16 protein-coding genes are annotated in these 18,827 nt (G+C 61.9%); 10 read left to right on the top strand and 6 right to left on the bottom strand.

Annotation, left to right across the window (positions count from 1 at the left end; genetic code table 11):
• The first annotated feature begins 62 nt into the window (after window positions 1-62).
• Complete coding sequence (locus tag F6S08_RS13605; protein ID WP_315871722.1) at window positions 63-551, top strand: GFA family protein; 489 nt, start codon at window positions 63-65, stop codon at window positions 549-551.
• Between the two features lie 94 nt (window positions 552-645).
• On the top strand, window positions 646-2,469 hold the full coding sequence (locus F6S08_RS13600; RefSeq protein WP_315871721.1) for a serine hydrolase domain-containing protein: 1,824 nt from the start codon (window positions 646-648) through the stop codon (window positions 2,467-2,469).
• A 228-nt stretch (window positions 2,470-2,697) separates the two neighbouring features.
• On the opposite strand, the gene F6S08_RS13595 is transcribed toward F6S08_RS13600, so the two are convergent.
• Window positions 2,698-3,975, bottom strand: coding sequence for an ATP-binding protein (locus F6S08_RS13595; protein ID WP_065948241.1), 1,278 nt, complete (start codon window positions 3,973-3,975; stop codon window positions 2,698-2,700).
• Window positions 3,976-4,683 (bottom strand): response regulator, encoded by a 708-nt coding sequence (locus F6S08_RS13590; RefSeq protein ID WP_065928008.1) that lies wholly within the window; start codon window positions 4,681-4,683, stop codon window positions 3,976-3,978.
• Window positions 4,684-4,840: 157 nt separating this feature from the next.
• On the opposite strand from F6S08_RS13590, the gene F6S08_RS13585 reads away from it, so the two are divergent.
• Entirely contained in the window at window positions 4,841-6,040 is a 1,200-nt protein-coding gene (locus F6S08_RS13585) for an MFS transporter (protein WP_315871720.1), read from the top strand.
• Here F6S08_RS13585 and F6S08_RS13580 read toward each other — a convergent pair.
• Window positions 5,996-6,598, bottom strand: a complete 603-nt coding sequence (locus tag F6S08_RS13580) for a tRNA-(ms[2]io[6]A)-hydroxylase (protein ID WP_027608547.1) — start codon at window positions 6,596-6,598, stop codon at window positions 5,996-5,998. The two genes, F6S08_RS13585 and F6S08_RS13580, sit on opposite strands and share 45 nt — an antisense overlap.
• A gap of 149 nt (window positions 6,599-6,747) precedes the next feature.
• Between F6S08_RS13580 and F6S08_RS13575 the strand changes: the two genes are divergently transcribed.
• The gene (locus tag F6S08_RS13575; protein WP_027608548.1) at window positions 6,748-7,611 is read left to right on the top strand and encodes a universal stress protein; all 864 of its coding nucleotides are present in this window, start codon (window positions 6,748-6,750) and stop codon (window positions 7,609-7,611) included.
• Window positions 7,612-7,645: 34 nt separating this feature from the next.
• Here F6S08_RS13575 and F6S08_RS13570 read toward each other — a convergent pair whose 3' ends face one another.
• Complete coding sequence (locus tag F6S08_RS13570) at window positions 7,646-8,116, bottom strand: DUF1289 domain-containing protein (RefSeq protein ID WP_065928006.1); 471 nt, start codon at window positions 8,114-8,116, stop codon at window positions 7,646-7,648.
• 396 nt (window positions 8,117-8,512) lie between these two features.
• On the opposite strand from F6S08_RS13570, the gene acnB reads away from it, so the two are divergent.
• A complete protein-coding gene (acnB, locus tag F6S08_RS13565; RefSeq protein WP_065928005.1) occupies window positions 8,513-11,122 on the top strand; it encodes a bifunctional aconitate hydratase 2/2-methylisocitrate dehydratase in 2,610 nt (869 codons plus the stop codon).
• A gap of 126 nt (window positions 11,123-11,248) precedes the next feature.
• Here the strand turns inward: acnB and F6S08_RS13560 are convergent, their stop codons facing one another.
• Window positions 11,249-12,898, bottom strand: a complete 1,650-nt coding sequence (locus F6S08_RS13560) for a SulP family inorganic anion transporter (RefSeq protein WP_065948239.1) — start codon at window positions 12,896-12,898, stop codon at window positions 11,249-11,251.
• A gap of 145 nt (window positions 12,899-13,043) precedes the next feature.
• The gene (locus tag F6S08_RS13555) at window positions 13,044-14,321 is read right to left on the bottom strand and encodes a serine/threonine transporter (protein WP_315871719.1); all 1,278 of its coding nucleotides are present in this window, start codon (window positions 14,319-14,321) and stop codon (window positions 13,044-13,046) included.
• Between the two features lie 442 nt (window positions 14,322-14,763).
• On the opposite strand from F6S08_RS13555, the gene F6S08_RS13550 reads away from it, so the two are divergent.
• The 5 genes from F6S08_RS13550 to F6S08_RS13530 all read left to right on the top strand — a co-directional run bounded on the left by F6S08_RS13550 (window position 14,764) and on the right by F6S08_RS13530 (window position 18,827).
• Complete coding sequence (locus F6S08_RS13550; RefSeq protein WP_065928002.1) at window positions 14,764-15,264, top strand: DUF4822 domain-containing protein; 501 nt, start codon at window positions 14,764-14,766, stop codon at window positions 15,262-15,264.
• A 52-nt stretch (window positions 15,265-15,316) separates the two neighbouring features.
• Window positions 15,317-15,748, top strand: a complete 432-nt coding sequence (locus F6S08_RS13545) for a hypothetical protein (RefSeq protein WP_370671283.1) — start codon at window positions 15,317-15,319, stop codon at window positions 15,746-15,748.
• Between the two features lie 276 nt (window positions 15,749-16,024).
• Complete coding sequence (locus F6S08_RS13540) at window positions 16,025-16,549, top strand: cysteine hydrolase family protein (protein WP_137212539.1); 525 nt, start codon at window positions 16,025-16,027, stop codon at window positions 16,547-16,549.
• 127 nt (window positions 16,550-16,676) lie between these two features.
• Window positions 16,677-17,630 (top strand): 2-hydroxyacid dehydrogenase, encoded by a 954-nt coding sequence (locus F6S08_RS13535; protein ID WP_065928000.1) that lies wholly within the window; start codon window positions 16,677-16,679, stop codon window positions 17,628-17,630.
• 129 nt (window positions 17,631-17,759) lie between these two features.
• Window positions 17,760-18,827 carry a phosphotransferase family protein gene (locus F6S08_RS13530; RefSeq protein ID WP_027608557.1) on the top strand — a complete coding sequence of 356 codons (1,068 nt, stop codon included), beginning with the start codon at window positions 17,760-17,762 and terminating at the stop codon, window positions 18,825-18,827.

Genomic DNA, 18,827 nt, shown 5'->3' with positions numbered 1-18,827 from the left:
CTTGCCTGAGGCTAAGGTATTAGCAAAGCGTTGTTACATAAACCCAAGAGGAGTCAGCCCCGATGCAGCTTGAGGGATCCTGCCACTGCGGCGCCGTGACGTTCAGCCTCACCAGCGCCCACCCGTACCCTTACCAGCGTTGCTATTGCTCGATCTGCCGCAAGACCCAGGGCGGCGGCGGTTATGCGATCAACCTGGCCGGGGATGCCAATAGCTTGCAAGTGCGCGGGCGCAAACAGATTTCGATCTACCACGCCCGGCTCAAACCCGAGGGCGCCAGCCGTGCCCCTGCGAGTAGCGCCGAGCGGCATTTCTGTTCGCAGTGCGGCAGTGCGCTATGGCTGTTCAGCCCGGAGTGGCCGGAGCTGATCCACCCGTTTGCCTCGGCCATCGACACGCCGTTGCCAGTACCGCCGGCGCATACGCACCTGATGCTGGGCTCGAAGGCGCCGTGGGTCGAAGTCAGCGTGCGCAAAGGCGACCTGCAGTTTGATGAATACCCCGAAGAATCCATCGCGCAGTGGCATGAACGCCATGGGCTCAGCCGTTAACAGTCTTTGACAGTTTCCCGACAAAGCTCGCAAAGATTGTTGGACGGCCCTTCCCTAGCATTCGAGCATCCAAACAGCCATTCGGGTGCTCCTCATGTTTCGCAGATTGCGCGGTATTCCGCTGCTGGGTTGCCTGCTGGGCAGCCTCGGTTGCCATGGGCAACCGCCGGCACCGCCGCCCATTCAGAAGGGTGACTACGGCGCGATCATCCGCTACCTGCAAGCCCGCATTCCCCGGGCGATCGCCCAAGAGCATATCGCCGGCCTGTCGATTGCCCTGGTCAATGGCCAGGAGCTGATCTGGGCCCAGGGCTTCGGCCTGGCCGACAAGGCCCGGGGCGTGCCGGTCACGCCCAACACCGCGTTCCGTGCCGGTGGCATTTCCAAGCTGCTCACCGCCACGGCCGCGCTGCAATGTGTGGAACAACAGCGGCTGGCGCTGGATGCGCCGATCCAGCAGACCTTGCGCGAGTTTTACGTGCGCTCGCGCTTTCATGACGACCAGGCCGCTGCCGACCGCGCTGTGACCCTGCGGCGTTTACTCAGCCACCAGTCCGGCCTGCCCAGTGAACACCTGCGTGACCTGCACAGCACCTACGCCATGGGGCAGATGCCGATGCGCGTGTCGGGGGTTTGGCTGAGCAGCCCGCCAGGCTCGCAGGTGGCGTATTCCAACCTCGGTTATGCCCTGGTGGGCGCGGCCATCGAGCGCAGCAGCGGCAAAAGCTTTGAAGCCCAGTTGCAAAACAGCCTGCTCAAGCCGCTGGAAATGAACCAGTCGAGTTTTGTCGGCACCGCCAGCCAGCAGGCGTTCCGCGCCCTGGGCTACACGGACGGCGTTGCCAGTACCGATGCCCCGGTGCGCGACATCGCCGCCAGCGGCCTGTGGGCCAGCCCGAAAGACCTCGCGCATTACGTGCACATGCTCTTCGCCCAAGGCGTCTACAAAGGCAACCGCGTGCTGGGCAGCGCTTCGATCGACGCGATGTTCACCCAGCAGAACACCGGCAATGCGCTGGACTTCGATTGCCAGATGGGCCTGGGCTGGTTCCTCGCCCCATGCGGTGACGAACCCGTCGGCCCCGGTATACGCACCTACCAGCACAGCGGTGGCGGCGATGATTTTGCCGCGCAGTTGAGCCTGCTGCCCGACCAACAACTGGCCGTGATCATCATGGCCAATGACAGCAACGCCGAAGACCTGGTGGCCGGCCTGGCCACCGACACCCTGCGCCTGCTGCTCCAGGCGCAAACCGGCCACGCCGTCTGCGCCGACGACTGCCAGGCGCCCAGCCACGGCCTGAAACTGCGCCACGTGCCGGCCGCCATCGACCGCAGGCGCCTGGCCGGCTTCTACGCCACCGCCTGGGGCGTGTTCCGGATCAAGGATGACGATCAGCGGCTGTCGGGCGAGTTGGCCTGCTACACCTTCGAATTATTGCGCGACGACGATGGCTGGTTGCGCGCGCAGAAGAAAGTGCTCGGCTTCTGGCTCAAGGACCTCGGCGAACTGGGCCGCGTGCAACTGGACGTGATCAGCGTGCAAGGCCGCCAGATGCTCACCGCCCGCAGCCACGGCCAGCGCGTGGCTATCGGTGAGCGCATCGAACCGCCGCCCTTGCCCTCGGCCTGGGCCGACACCATCGGCACCTATCAAGTGCTCAACACCCATGAGCCGGACGCCCCCCTGAGCGGCATCAGCGTGCGCCTGGAAGACGGCTTCCTGGTGATCCGCGGCCAACTGCACGACGAACCGCTGACCGACTACATCCTGCTGCCCATCGACAACGCCCATGCCGTCCTCGCCGGCAACGGCTATGGCCTGGGCGATACGGTGAGCCGCCAGATCAACGGTCTCAGCGCTTCGGGCTACGCCTTCAAACGCACCCGCTCCCCTTATAAACCCTTGGCCTTCTAACCCCCTTATGTGTTCAAAAACCCTGCATCTGTCGCTCTCTTCACAGTGCCTGCTGGATGTGCAATACCTGGCGGATGACGCAGGCAAGAGCCCAATTGTGGGGCGTCGTTAGCAGGCGTCGGTGATGGGGCTGGAATACACCTTTTGACAGGGTAAGCCAGTCAAAAAATGTGGGAGAGGGCTCGCCCCCCCCCCCCCACATTTGATCTCCACAGCATTCAAAATGTATTACTCGGCATACGCCCACGTCATGCGAAACGACGCCCCGCCCCACTCCGAATCCATCACGTGCACGTGCCCGCCATGCCACTGCGACACCCGCTGCACCAGCGCCAGGCCGAGGCCGAAGCCGCCGGTGCGGCGGTCGCGACTGGCATCCAGGCGCATGAAGGGCTGGAAGATCCTGGCCCGGCCGTCCTCGGGCACGCCGGGGCCGTCGTCACACACACGCACTTCGTAGCCCTCGCCGAACTTCACCAGCGACACCTCGACCCGGCGCTCGGCATAACGGATGGCATTGCGCAGCAGGTTGATCACGGCGCGGGCCATGAAGCGCGGCTCGATCTGGATAAAGTCGACCTCGCAGGTACGCAACGTCAGCTGGATACCGGCCGCCTCCGCCTCCAGCGCGACGCTGCCGATCACGCTGTCGAGCCAGCTGTGGGCCTCGATGCGCTCGCGGGTGACCTGAGTGGCGCCGCGCTCCAGGCTGGCGTAGGTGAGCAGCTCGGACACCATCTCCTCCAGCTCGCCGAGGTCAGCGTACATATCGGCGATCAATTCGCCCCGCTGGCGCGGGTCGGCCTGTTGCTTGAGTTGGTCGAGTTCGAACGATAACCGTGCAATCGGTGTACGCAGTTCGTGGGACACCGCATTGGTGAGTTCGCGCTGGTTGGCGATCAGGCTTTCGATGCGTTCGGCCATCTGGTTGAAGTGCCCGGCCAGCGCACGCACGGTGGAGCTGCGCGGCAGCAGGATGCGCGAGCCGAGGTCGTTGTCGCCGAAGCGCTGCGCGGCCAGGCGGATATGTTCCAGGTCGCGCCAGTGCGGGCGCACCCAGAAATACAGGACGATGGCCAGGCACAGCCCGAGAAAACCGTAGGCCCACAGGTATAACCACTTGGGCTCTTCCGGCAGTTTGATTTCCAGCAGTTGCGGGCCACCGTCGATGGCCGTGAGAAACTCCATAAAGTCGCCGCGCACCACCAGCAAGCCCTGTTCCAGAAGCTTTTGTTCGCGCTCGGTGAGGGCCTGGGCATCCTTCTGCACCAGCTTCAGGCGCAGGCCGTAGTGGGACTGCAACTCGGCCAGCCGTGCGGCGCGCTGCTCCACGGGCAACGGCCGCAATTGCTCCACCAAGCCGTATGCCGGGCCACGCATGGCTTCGCGGTTATAGGTCTCGTTGGCTTCGGGGAGCAGTTCGTCGAAGGTGTAGTTGACCAGCCAGATCGCCCCCGCCAGGCCGATCGCCAGAATCACATACAGGCGCAGAAACAGGCGCAGCATCTAGACCTCCCACGCAAACGGATTGAACAGATAGCCCTTGCCCCAGATGGTCTTGATGCACACCGGCTCACGGGGGTTGTCATTGAGCTTGCCGCGCAGCTTGCTGATGTACACGTCGACGCTGCGGTTAAGGCCGTCGAAGGCGATGCCGCGCATGCGATTGAGGATGTCGTCGCGGGAAAGAATCTTGCCCGCGCTGCTGGCCAGCAACCACAGCAGTTCGAACTCCATGGTGGTGAGGTCGATCTGCTCGTCCCCCAGGCTGACCACCCGGCAACTGCGGTCAATCGCCAAGCGGCCGAACGCGAGGGCGCCGCGCACCGTCGGCTCGGGCGCCTGGCGACGTTGCAGGGCGCGCAGGCGTGCGAGCAGTACCGGCGGCTTGATCGGCTTGATCACATAGTCGTCGGCACCCGACTCCAGGCCGAGGATATGGTCCAGGTCGTCTTCCTTGGCAGTGAGGATCACAATGGGGGTGTCGGACACCGTGCGGATCTCGCGGCACACATGCAGGCCACTCTGGCCCGGCAGCATCAGGTCGAGCACGACGATCTTGGGTTTGAAGTCGAGGAACGCCGCCAGGGCTTCATCGCCGCGGTGCACCACGCGGACCTCAAAGCCATGCTGTGACAGAAAATGCGCGATCAGCCCTGCCAGCTTCTCGTCGTCCTCAACGAGCAGGACCTTGCCCAGACCCAGGTTTTCCATAAGTTCTCAGTGTGCAAAGACGGATTGAAGAGCGGGCATTATAGGTGGCAAGCTGGTCAACTAAAGCAACTGGCCAGTTGGTGCCGACGAAGCTTCATGCTTTTAAGAGTTTTTAACAAATAGCCTGCATTTTTTAACGCCATCCACAGGGAGTTGTATGCGCAAGGATTACCTGGCGTTCTTCGTTTCGCTGTTCCTGTCGCGGCTGGCGGACCAGATCCTGTTGTTTATCGTGCCACTGATCGTGTTCCAGACCACCCACAGCGTGTCCTGGGCCGGGCTGGCCTTCTTTGTCGAATCACTGCCGCGCTATCTCGCGTTTCCGGTGTGCGGGGCGTTGTGCGACAAGTATTCGCCGGTGCGCATCCTGCATATCAGCCAGGTTTACCGGGCACTGGCCTGTGTGATGGCGGTGGCGTTGTATGGGGTGTTCGACGGTATCTACTGGCTGGTGCTGCTGTCGGCGTTATGCGGGGTGCTGACGACCCAGGGCATCATGGCCCGCGAAGTGTTGATGCCGCATGTCTTCTCGCAGTACAGCTATGCCAAGACCCTCTCCTACTCGCAGATCGCCGACCAGAGCGGCCTGGTGCTGGGGCCGCTGGTGGCCGCGCTGATGCTGGAGGTGTGGGCCTGGCATTGGGTGGTGTTGGGGATTGCCGGGCTGTTTGTGCTGGCGGACCTGGCGATGCTGGCCTGGCAGCGCAAAACCACGGCAAGCCTGGACACCCATCGGCAGCACCGGGATATCTGGCTGCAACCGCTGCGCATCGCCTTCGGGCATATCCGCAACCTGGCGGAGCTGAAGCGGATCATTACCCTGGCGGTCGGTGTGAACCTGATCATCGGCGTGACGCTGGCCACCTCCGCGGCCATGGTCACCGGCCTCTACGCTGCCGACAAGGACACCTATGCCCTGCTGCAGGCGGCCGGCGCGGGGGTGACCATCGCGATTCTGTTTTACCTGGCGCGCGCCACGTTGCCCTTGAAAGTGCTGGGCGGGCTGTCTTACTCGATGATCGGCGCCGGGGCGTTGGTGATGGCGGTCAGTCCCAGCCTGTGGGCGTACACCCTGGGATTCCTGCTGGTCACCGGCTTCGACAAGATGTTCAACGTTTACCTGCGCAGTACTCGTCAGCGGGTCATTCCAGTGCAGGACTTCGGCAAGACCGTGGGCGTGATCACCTTGCTCAACAACCTGGCCCAGCCGCTGGCGGGCCTGGTGATTGCAGTGCTGGCGGCGCCCTTGGGCACGCAGACGGTGATCCTGCTACTGACCGGGATCAGCGCCTTGATCGGCGTGGCCGTGGCCTCAGGCTGGCACGCCACTGTGAAAGCGGAACTCGATGTCGGGTGATTCGATCAGTTCCTGCTCGGCCGCCCTCACCCGCTCGATCACCTGGGCGATGTCCTTGGCGTCGCCGTACTGGTAGGCCAGCTTCAGGTAACCCTGGAAGTGCCGCGCCTCGCTTTTCAGCAGGCCGAAGTAGAACTTGCCGAGTTCTTCGTCCAAATGCGGCACCAGGGCTTCGAAACGCTCGCAACTGCGCGCTTCGATAAAGGCGCCGACCACCAGGGTATCCACCAGCTTGACCGGTTCGTGGCTGCGCACCACCTTGCGCAAACCGGAGGCATAGCGCCCGGCGTGCAGTTGGCGCAACTCGACCTTGCGCTTCTTGATCAGGCGCATGACCTGCTCATGGTGCACCAGTTCTTCCCGGGCCAGCCGCGACATCATATTGATCAGGTCAACATGGGCGTGGTACTTGGCGATCAGGCTCAGGGCGGTGCTGGCCGCTTTGAATTCGCAGTTCTTGTGGTCGATCAACAGGGTGTCCTGATCGGCCAATGCGGCCTGCACCCAGGCATCGGGGGTTCGGCAACCGAGGAATTCGTGGATTTCGGGCAGGTTCATCGGGCTCACGGACAAAGGATCACAAAAAGGCCGCCGATTATACCCACCGCGCCGCAGACCACCAGCCACCGGCCTTGATGTGCATCAACATGACGTCTGGCGGGCAGCAACTATAGTTGTTCCACGCCCACCCTTTTGGAGATCCGATCATGCAAGCCATTCGCAGCATCCTGGTGGTCATCGAGCCCGCGCATTCGGAAAGCCTGGCCCTCAAGCGCGCCAAGCTGATCGCCGGGGTTACCGGCGCGCACCTGCACTTGCTGGTCTGCGACAAGAAACACGAGCATTCGGCGCTGTTGAGCCTGCTCAAGGCCGGCTTGCAGGAGGACGGTTACAGCGTGACCACCGAGCAGGCGTGGAATGAAAGCCTGCATGACACCATTATCGATGTGCAGCAGGCCGAAGGCTGTGGGCTGGTGATCAAGCAGCACTTTCCCGACAGCCCGCTTAAAAAGGCCCTGCTGACGCCGGCGGACTGGAAGCTGTTGCGCTTGTGCCCGACGCCGGTGTTGCTGGTCAAGACGTCCACACCGTGGGCGGGCGGGGTAATTCTGGCGGCGATCGATGTGGGCAACAACGACGGGGAACACCGCGAGCTGCATCACGCGATCATCGACCATGGCTTCGACATCGCCAGCCTGGCCAAGGCGCAGTTGCATGTGATCAGCGCCCATCCGTCGCCGATGTTGTCGGCGGCGGACCCGACGTTCCAGCTCAAGGAAACCATCGAGGCGCGTTATCGGGAGCAGTGCAAGGCGTTCCAGGCGGAATTCGATGTGGATGACGCGCACCTGCATGTCGAGGAGGGCCCGGCGGATGTATTGATCCCCCACCTGGCCCACACATTGAAAGCGGCCGTGACCATCATAGGCACGGTGGGGCGCACCGGCATTTCCGGGGCGTTGATCGGTAATACGGCGGAGGTGATCCTGGATGCGGTGGACAGTGATGTACTGGTGCTCAAGCCGCAGACGTTGATGGATCACCTGGAGGAACTGGCGACCAAGGCCTGACGCCGATCCCCCTCCCACAGTTGGATGTGTGTTGTCAGTCAGCGAGCGCGTCTCTCAGGAACCCCGGGGCGATATAGCGCTGGTAATGGGCCTCGGACAGAATGAAGAACTCACGGTCGATGGCATCGCGCAGTTCCGGCAAGGCCCAGTCGCGAAACTCCGGCAACAGCACCATGCCGTAAGCCTCCAGGTTATTGATCACCCGCGCGCCGCGGGCAATCAGCTGGTACGCCCAGCAGTACTCGGACTGGTGCGGCACGAAACGGATCTTGCGTTGCTCCAGTTGGCCGCGCAGGGTCTTGGGGTCGAAAATCTCGAGTTTGCCGGCCATCACCTGCACCAACAGTTGCTCCAGCCGCAGCCAGACCGCGCGTTTTTCTTCCTCGTTATAGCCATTCCACTGGATCACTTCGTGGTGGAAACGCTTGCAGCCACGGCACACGAGATCGCCGTAGACCGTGGAGCACAGGCCGACGCAGGGGGTCTTGATGGTTTGGTTGGACATGGGCAACAACACGCAAATCAGCGAAACAGTGCGCCATGTTAGCCCTTTGTCTAAGGTTGATCACCCAGCAAACTTGGTGATGCAACTTACCTTTAGAAATTTTTTGCCGTAGAATCATCCGGCCTTGTAAGGCGCCAATAATCCGCTGGAAGCTGTTTTCAAAGCGTCACGAGCACAGTCGTTCCTTCAGAACGGTGTTGGCGATGGTCATTACCCGGCAGGTAATGATCAGCGCCAACCCTCATCAGCTCCGTTCTGCAGGCGTAAAACTTTGAAAGCAGCTTCTGTAAGGAATGCCGGCAGCGCTGGCTTTGCGGCCCAAAAAGCCCCCGAGCGCATGCGTGCCGTTCATTTCTGGATGAGCGTCCCGTGGGACCACTGATGAGGGTAATAACTGTGCTTGAAGCCTACCGCAAACATATCGAAGAGCGTGCAGCACTGGGTATCGTTCCCCAGCCGCTTAATGCCGAACAAACCGCAGGCCTGGTTGAGCTGCTGAAGAATCCCCCGGCTGGCGAAGAAGAATTCCTCGTTGACCTGATCACCAACCGTATTCCACCGGGCGTTGACGAAGCTGCCTACGTCAAGGCCGGCTTCCTGTCTGCCCTGGCCAAGGGCGAAGCCACTTCCCCCCTGATCGACAAGAAACGCGCGGTTGAACTGCTCGGCACCATGCAGGGCGGCTACAACATCGTGACGTTGGTCGAGCTGCTGGACGACGCCGAGCTGGCGCCTGTCGCGGCTGCCCAACTCAAGCACACCCTGCTGATGTTCGATGCGTTCCACGACGTCGCCGAAAAAGCCCGCAACGGCAACGAGCACGCCAAAGGCGTGATCCAGTCCTGGGCTGACGGCGAGTGGTTCCGTAACCGCCCGACCCTGGCCGACAAGATCAGCCTGCGCGTGTTCAAGGTCACCGGCGAAACCAACACCGACGACCTGTCCCCTGCCCCGGACGCCTGGTCCCGCCCTGACATCCCGCTGCACGCCCTGGCCATGTTGAAAATGGCACGTGAAGGCATCGTGCCGGACGAGCAAGGCAAGACCGGCCCGATGAAGCAGATCGAAGAAATGCGCGGCCAAGGCTTCCCGATCGCCTACGTCGGTGACGTGGTCGGTACCGGATCTTCGCGTAAATCCGCGACCAACTCGGTGCTGTGGTTCTTCGGCGACGACGTTCCCTACGTGCCGAACAAGCGCGCCGGCGGCTTCTGCTTCGGCAGCAAGATCGCTCCCATCTTCTACAACACCATGGAAGATGCCGGCGCACTGCCGATCGAATTCGACGTGACCAACATGAACATGGGCGACGTGATCGACCTGTACCCTCATGCTGGCAAAGTCTGCAAGCACGGCACCGACGAAGTCCTGACCACCTTCGAAATGAAGACCCCGGTCCTGCTCGACGAAGTTCGCGCCGGCGGCCGTATCCCGCTGATCATCGGCCGTGGCCTGACCGACAAGGCGCGCGCCGAGCTGGGCCTGGGCCCTACCGACCTGTTCAAGCTGCCTGAAGCACCGGTCGACACGGGCAAGGGTTTCACCCTGGCCCAGAAAATGGTCGGCAAGGCCTGCGGCCTGCCGGAAGGCAAAGGCGTTCGTCCAGGTACGTACTGCGAACCGAAGATGACCACCGTGGGTTCCCAGGACACCACCGGTCCGATGACCCGTGACGAACTGAAAGACCTGGCGTGCCTGGGCTTCTCGACCGACCTGGTGATGCAGTCCTTCTGCCACACCGCGGCGTATCCAAAGCCGATCGACGTGACCACCCACCACACCCTGCCTGACTTCATCATGACCCGTGGCGGTGTATCGCTGCGTCCAGGCGACGGCATCATCCACAGCTGGCTGAACCGCATGCTGCTGCCGGATACCGTCGGCACAGGTGGTGACTCCCACACCCGTTTCCCGATGGGCATCTCGTTCCCGGCCGGTTCCGGTCTGGTCGCGTTCGCCGCAGCCACCGGCGTCATGCCGCTGGACATGCCGGAATCGATCCTGGTGCGCTTCAAAGGCAAGATGAAACCTGGCATCACCCTGCGTGACCTGGTTCATGCCATTCCTTACTACGCGATCCAGGCTGGCCTGCTGACCGTAGAGAAGAAAGGCAAGAAAAACGCCTTCTCCGGCCGCATCCTGGAAATCGAAGGCCTGAACGACCTGACGCTGGAGCAGGCTTTCGAGCTCTCCGACGCATCGGCCGAACGTTCGGCTGCCGGTTGCACCATCAAGCTGTCGAAAGAATCCGTCACCGAGTACCTGAACTCCAACATCACCCTGCTGCGCTGGATGATCGGCGAAGGCTACGGCGATGCCCGCACCCTGGAACGTCGCGCCCAAGCGATGGAAGCCTGGGTCGCCAACCCGGAACTGATGGAAGCCGATGCCGACGCGGAATACGCCGAAGTCATCGAGATCGACCTGGCCGAAATCAACGAGCCGATCCTCTGCGCGCCGAACGACCCGGACGATGCCCGTCTGCTGTCCAGCGTTGCCGGCGAGAAGATCGACGAAGTGTTCATCGGTTCGTGCATGACCAACATCGGTCACTTCCGCGCTGCCGGTAAGCTGCTGGAGCAGGTCAAGGGTCAGTTGCCAACTCGCCTGTGGCTGTCGCCGCCGACCAAGATGGACGCTCACCAGTTGACCGAAGAAGGCTACTACGGCATCTACGGCAAGGCTGGCGCGCGCATGGAAATGCCGGGCTGCTCGCTGTGCATGGGTAACCAGGCACGTGTAGAGCCGAACTCGACCGTGGTATCGACGTCGACCCGTAACTTCCCGAACCGCCTGGGTGACGGCGCGAACGTCTACCTGGCTTCGGCTGAGCTGGCGGCAGTCGCCTCCACCCTGGGTCGCCTGCCGACCGTCGAAGAGTACATGGGCTACGCAGCGAAACTGGACACCATGGCCAGTGACGTCTACCGCTACCTGAACTTCGACCAGATCGCCGAGTTCCGCAAAATCGCAGCAAGCGCCAACATCCCGGTGATCCAGGCTTAACGGTGTGTTGATGTGAAAGACGCCGCGTATCGCAAGGTACGCGGCGTTTTTTATGCCTGGAATACAAACACATTCAGTTGATGCATCTGTCACTGACCCACCGCTATCGAGGGCAAGCCCCACGCGTTACGCTTTGCCCACTTCAAGCGCCAACTGCACCGCGCCATCGACGCTCAAGCCACTGAGCAGCACATGGGGCGCGAGCGCTTCGGGCAACCCCTGCAACACCTCGCGGGCGTCATGCCGCACACGGGCCAACACCAGGCGCTTGCCCTCCCCGCGCACCTGGGCAAAAAACGCCGCCAGGGCTTCGATGCTGGTGCCGTCCAGGTCCGGGGATTCTTCCAGGCTCAACACCACCGCCTCGACCGGCGACTGGCGCATCAGGCGCAAGGCCGCGCCCAGGATGCGTTCGGCATTGGCAAAAAACAGCGCCTCGCTGGGCCGGACGATCAAGACCCCCGGCACGGCCAGGGCATCGGCATGGTGCTGGCGATCGACAAAGTCATGACTGTCACCCAAGCGCCCCAGCACCTGGATGTCGGCTGAGGACATCTGGCGCAGCATCAACATCACGCTGATCGCGACCGCCACCAGTAAACCATCCAGCACACCGAGCACCAGCACTGCCGTTACCGCACAGATCACCAGCACGCGATCGCGCCGCCACAGGAAATAACGCCCGAGCGGCTGCACGCTCAAGCCTCGTCCCAGGGCATAGATGACGACGGCGGCCAGCACCGGCTCCGGCGTGAGCGCGACATAAGGCAGCACCGTCAGCACAATCAGCAAGATCACCAGCGCCGCGACAATCCCCGCCAGGCGCGAATAGGCGCCGGCCGCCTCGTTGGCCGACGTCGCCGAATACCCGGCACCGGCCGGCATGCCGTGGAACAACCCGGAGACCAGGTTGGCCGCGCCCAGCGCCAGCAGGTCACGGTTGGATGACACCCGGTCACCATGCTTGAGCGCGAACGAACTGATAGAGCCGTAGGACTCCGCGTACAGGATCATCACCAGCGCAAACGCCAATTCCCCCAGGCGCAGCCAGTCGGCAAACGGCAGCACCGGCAAATGCCCCAGCTCCAGGCGCAGGTCGATCATGCCGATCTGCGCCACCCCATAGGCCTGCAGGTCCAGGTACTGCCCGGCAGCGATGCCGAGCACCACGACCACCAGGCCACCGGGCAGGCGCGGGAGGCGTGCGCACAGCCACAGCACCAGCAACGCCAGCGTCGCCACCAGTGCCGCAGGCCAGTTCCAGCGCGGCAGCTGCTCCAGCAACTGCGGCAGAAAACGGATCAGGTTGTTATCGGTGAGGTGCACACCCACCACACCGGCCAATTGCTTGAGGATGATGGTCAGCGCCAGGCCGAAGGCGAAGCCACGCAATACCGGTTTGGCGATAAACGAGGTGACGCCGCCGAGCTTGAACAGTCCGGCCAACAGGAAAAACACCCCGGTGAGCAACACCAGCCCGAAGGCCAGGGACAGCCTCAATGCCGGGTCGTCACCCGCCAGGCTCGCCGTGGCCGCCGCCAACACGGCTGCCGACGACGAGGTGGCCGAGACAATCGCAAAGCGGCTGCTGCCGAACAGGCCATAGCACACCAGCCCGGCAAACAAGGCGATCACCCCGGCCTGGGGCGGCAGCGCGGCAATACTGGAATAGGCCACGGCCTCCGGCAGCAGCAAACCGGCAATGGATAAGCCGGCCAGCAGGTCTTGGGTGCGGTTAGAGGTTACGGCAACGGGTGCATCGGTTTCAGTCTTCAATCGGCCCAACCCATCCTGGCAAAAAGCGTGGGTAAGCTTAGCCCTCATTGGTCGGCGACGGTTGCGCCGCGTCAGCTTTTGCGCAGGCAAAAAAAAAGCCGATTCGCGGTGTGCGCGAATCGGCTTGCGGGCGTGAGCCCCGGGGTCAGGACAGCAGCGAATAAATCAATGCGGTAATCGCCACCAGGCCCACCGCCGTGACAAACACGTTGGACGCCTGCCCACGGTACCTGGCCATGGCCGGCACCTTGCGGATCGCGTACATCGGCATCAGGAACAGGATCGACGCGATGATCGGCCCGCCCAGGGTCTCGATCATGCCAAGGATGCTCGGGTTCAGCGTGGCAACGATCCAGCACACCACCAGCATGAAGGCGGCGGTCATGCGGTCCAGGGTCTTGGCGGCCGGACGGCGACCGCTTTTGAGCACCAGGCCCTTGAGGCCTTCGCTGGCGCCGATGTAGTGACCCAGGAACGACTTGGCAATCGCCACGAACGCGATCAACGGCGCGGCAAACGCGATGGTCGGGTTGTTGAAGTGGTTGGCCAGGTACGACAGGATCGACAGGTTCTGCGCTTTCGCCTCACCCAACTGCGCCGGCGACAGGGTCAGCACGCAACTGAACACGAAGAACAGCACCATCACCACCATCAACAGGTGCGCGCGGGACAGGATCTGCGAACTGCGCTCATCGGCGTGTTCGCCGTACTGGCGCTTCTGGTCGACCGCAAACGCCGAGATGATCGGCGAGTGGTTGAACGAGAACACCATCACCGGAATCGCCAGCCACAGGGTGTTGAGCAACGCCGACGGTGCCGGCACCACACTGGCGGTGCTGAGGATGCCACCGTTCCAATGGGGGATCAGGTACACCGCGAGGAACAGCAAGGCGACGATAAACGGGTACACCATCAGGCTCATGGCCTTGACGATCACCTGCTCACCGCAACGCACCACCGCCAGCAGCCCCAGGATCAGCACAAACGCCAGCAACGCCCGTGGCGGCGGCATGATGTGCAACTGGTGCTCCATGAAGCTGCTGACCGTGTTGGTCAGGGCCACGCTGTAGATCAGCAGGATCGGGAAGATCGCGAAGAAGTACAGCAGCGTGATCAACGCACCGGCCTTGATGCCGAAATGCTCTTCGACCACATCGGTGATGTCGGAGCCCGCACGACCGGAGAGTACGAAACGGGTCAGGCCACGGTGGGCAAAGAACGTCATCGGGAACGCCAGCACCGCCAGGATCACCAAGGGCCAGAAGCCGCCCAGGCCGGCGTTGATCGGCAGGAACAAGGTGCCGGCGCCAATGGCGGTGCCGAACAGGCCAAGCATCCAGGTGGTGTCCTGGCGGCTCCAGCCTGAGAGGGTTGCAGGTGTCGTTGCATAGCGTTCGTCGACGCTATTGGCCTGATCATTCATCCGGTCGGATCTCCGCATTTACACGGCCGGGACGAGTCAGAAAAACCTGACAGGCAGCGCCCCGACCATAGAAGGGGCCGGATTGTCCGGGATTCTCGTGAATAAGCAAAGACTTAGCTGAGGAACGGTTATGCGGTGCAGAGGCTCAAGCGCGGCCCTGGGCAGTGGTTTCGGGGGGCTGCCGCGGGTTTCTCGAGTGGCTGCCAGGCGCCATTGACGAGCGCGATCGGGGATTCTAACCAATGGACTTCCCATACTTTTAGAGAAGTCGCCTACAGCAAGACCAGAAACACCTTATATCTAAATAAAAGTTTAACCACAACAACCTTGCAATTGTTACACAACCCTACATAGCCATTGAGCATTCGCCAAGAACCAACCTAACATCGCCCCGCTCCATTCGAAGAACAACATGCTTATTTAAAATAACAAGGATTCCAATATGCGAAGACTCACTGTTGTTTTTGCTGGTTTGTTGATCACGGGCCTACTCTGCTCGTCTGAAAGTTACGCCAATCAAACCGCGTCTGAACCTGACGTTCACGCACTGGCTTCCTCGCCTCAATGGCTGACCACCAAGGTTTATATCGAAGGCGAGCCGGACACCGACGTCAAGGCCAGCTACCCCGGCGTGGTAGGCATATCGATGTGGGACCCGCAGCGCAATCGCTATGAGTTCTTCTACACCGATACCGGCCGCTCGAAACACGCCGATGGCGGCGGCGGTTACTTCCTGGTCACCGGCGATAAAAAGACCCATATCCTGGTCCCTGACGTTGGCCCGACCAGAACCATTGTTAGAAGACTCGAAAAACTCGACAGCAGCGAATTCACTTATTCCCGCGAAGTGCCGCGCGATATGGTCAGCACTAACCCGCCCGTTCGGATTTATGTGGTACACGCCCCCTACACCGGCCCCATGAAGACAGTCATGTCGAACTGATTAAACATTCATGTTTAATGATAAAACCGAACAACAAACAAGGCACCCGACAATGAATATGCGCAAACTGTTAATACCCGCACTGCTGGCCGCGACACTGTTACCCGGTGTAGCGACTGCGCAAACTTCAACAACCCTTCCCGCAAAAAACGCTGTTGCCACAGCGGACAACGCCGTCATGTTGACCGTATTTCTTAAACACGATCAATCACGCCCGTTGAGCGAACTGAAACGACAACTGGCCAAGCAGGAATTTCACAAGGTGTTCCCACCAGCAGGAGTGGAAGTAGTGAGCTGGAACATCACCATGGGTATCGGGCAGGTCGTTGTGCTGCGCCTGCCGGCGTCGCGCCTGGCGGAAGTCAACCTGGCGATCGAAAACACCGCATGGGGGGTCTACACCACGGAATTCTTCCCCACCTACAATTTCATGGCCATCGCTCAGGCCGAGCAGGAAAAGGCACGGCTTAGCCCCCCGCAGTGATCTCCTGCTAGCATCCGCGCCCCCTGTTCCAGCTGGGGCGCAACTTTTTCGGCACCTGATGCATTTGACAGCCTCGCCCCTGTCCCAGCATGATCGAGGCATGACCTTTTTCCAGCAGCTCCTCACCCGCACCACCACCACGACCGCTCCAGGCGGGTCGTGCGGTTGCCGTGGGTGCTCAAGCTAAACACCCCCCAGATTCAACCCAAGGCCCCGCCAGCAATGGACGGGGCCTTTTTATTGCTCCGTCGCCTGGCACTCACAAGGAGCAATACCATGGCTGATGCCCTGTTGATCATCGATATGCAAACCGGCTTGTACGATGGCCCCGACAAACCCTTTGAACGCGAGCGTGTGCTGGGCACCATCAACTCGTTGATCGGCCGCGCCCGTGAAGCCGGCGCGCCGATCCTGGTCGCCCGCCATACCGGCCCGGCGGGCTCGCCGATAGCTGCGGGCAGTCCGAATTGGCAACTGTGGCAAGGGCTGCTGGTAGACGAAACTCACGACCATCTGCTCGACAAAACCCGCCCCAGTTGCTTCCTGGGTACCGACCTGGCCCGACGACTGCGAGCCCTGGAGGTTAATCAACTGGTGATCGTCGGGATGAAAACCCAGTACTGCATCGACACCACCTGCCGCGTGGCGGTAGAGCTGGGCTTCTCGGTGATCGTGCCTGAAGACGCCCATACCTGCATGGACACCCCGGCGCTGAAGGCCGAGGCGATCATCGCGCATCACAATGCCACGCTGGCGGGGGCGTTTGGGCTGAGTATGAAAGCGGCTGACGTCAGGTTCTGACCGGTACAGACTGTAGGAGCAAGCATGCTCGCGCCTGCAGTCGTAGATTTTTTCTACCCGAGCAAAACGCGCCCTCCTGCAAATCCCGCATACTGATGCCCTCAAACCCTTCAGGAAGAGCCTTCCGATGACCACCACTGTTCTGGTTCTGGTTGAAACCATCAATGAATACCTGCAAATCATCGAGAGCAACGACTTTCATGTGATCCTGGCGCCCACACCCAGCGAGCGCGCCCAGGCGATCAAGACCCATGGCGGGCAGATCAAGGCCGTACTGACCCGGGGCCCGCTGGGCCTGTATGCCGAAGAAATCGCGGCCCTGCCAATGCTGGAGATCATCTGCGTGATCGGCGCCGGTTATGAGCATGTCGACCTGCAGGCCGCGAGCAATCGCGGCATCGTGGTCACCAATGGCGCCGGGGTGAATGCGCCGTCGGTGGCCGACCACGCCATGGCGCTGCTGTTGTCGCTGGTGCGCGGCATTCCCCAGACGGACGCAGCGGTACGCCGCAGCGAATGGCCCAAGGTCATGCGCCCGTCCCTGGGCGGCAAGCAATTGGGCATCCTCGGGCTCGGCGCGGTGGGCCTGGAAATCGCCAAGCGCGCGGCCCTCGGCTTTGGCATGGAAGTGAGCTATCACAACCGCCAGCCGCGCGATGATGTGGACTACACCTACTGCGCCACGGCCGTGGAGCTGGCGCGCAGCTCGGATTTCCTGGTCCTGGCCACGCCCGGCGGCGCCGGCACGCGCCACTTGATCGACCGCCACGCCCTGGACGCCCTCGGCCCGAACGGTTACCTGGTGAATATCGGCCGTGGCAGCGTGGTGGTCACCGCCGACCTGGTCACCGCCCTTGAACAACGCCGTATCGGGGGTGCGGCGCTGGACGTGTTCGACGATGAACCCAAGGTGCCGGATGCCCTCAAGCGCTTGAGCAATACCGTGCTCACGTCCCATGTGGCCGGCCTGTCTCCCGAGGCCGCCCACGACACCGTGCAGCGTGTGGCCGACAACCTGGTGGAGTACTTTGCCGGCCGGCCGGTGCTTACCCCGGTCGTCCTGCCCCCGCCCGTAAAATGACCAATCAGGCAGGCTGATCACCCTTCAACACGCTAACCTATTAAGCCGCCCCGACCTTGTCGCTGGGCGGTGGTGCGCATTAGATTAGGAAATAGTCCGACGCCTTTAGAATAAGCAGAAGGGATAAGCATGGCGCTTAACGACCAATCGACCCAGATTCGCCCAGGCGAAGAACTTGATGCCAACTTGATCGATCCCTACCTCAAGGCCCATATCCCAGGCCTGAGCGGCACGCCCACGATCAGCCAGTTCCCCGGTGGCGCATCCAACCTCACCTACCTGCTGGAATACCCCGGCCAGGAATTCGTGCTGCGTCGCCCACCCTTTGGCCACAAGGCCAAGTCCGCCCACGACATGGGCCGCGAATACCGCATTCTCAACCAGCTCAAGGATGGTTTCCCGTATTGCCCCAAGGCCTATGTGCACTGCACCGACGCGTCGGTGATCGGCGCCGAGTTCTATGTGATGGAACGGGTCAACGGCATCATCCTGCGTTCCGACCTGCCCGCCGAACTGGGCCTGGATGCCACCCGGACCGAGGCGTTGTGCAAAAGCTTTATCGACAAGTTCGTCGAACTGCACCAGGTCGACTACCGCGCCTGCGGCCTGGCCGACCTGGGCAAGCCTGAAGGTTATGTGGCACGCCAGATTGGTGGCTGGAGCGACCGCTACGAAAAGGCCCTGACCCCCGACGCCCCCAACTGGGAAAAGGTACGTGCCTGGCTCAACGACAAGATGCCCGCCGACCATCCCACCTCGAGCATCGTGCATAACGACTACCGCTTCGATAACGTGATCCTCGACCCGCACAACCCGATGCAGATCATCGGCGTGTTGGATTGGGAACTGACCACCCTCGGCGACCCGCTGATGGACCTGGGCAACACCCTCGCCTACTGGATCGAAGCCGACGACCCGGCGCCGGTGCAACTGATGCGCCGCCAACCGAGCAATGCCCCCGGCATGCTCACCCGCCGCCAGTTCGTGGATTACTACGCTGAGCGCGCCGGGATCCAGATCGACAATTTCGACTTCTACTACACCTACGGCCTGTTCCGCCTGGCCGGCATCGTGCAGCAGATCTACTACCGTTTCTTCCACGGCCAGACCCAGGACAAACGCTTTGCGCAGTTCATCCACATGAACAAGCTGCTGGAGCAGATGAGCCTGAATGTCATCGGTAAATCAGCCCTCTAA

The sequence above is a fragment of the Pseudomonas sp. JV449 genome, assembly GCF_032424295.1.
Classification (GTDB): Bacteria; Pseudomonadota; Gammaproteobacteria; order Pseudomonadales; family Pseudomonadaceae; genus Aquipseudomonas; species Aquipseudomonas marginalis.
This window is presented reverse-complemented; position numbering and strand designations above follow the sequence as displayed.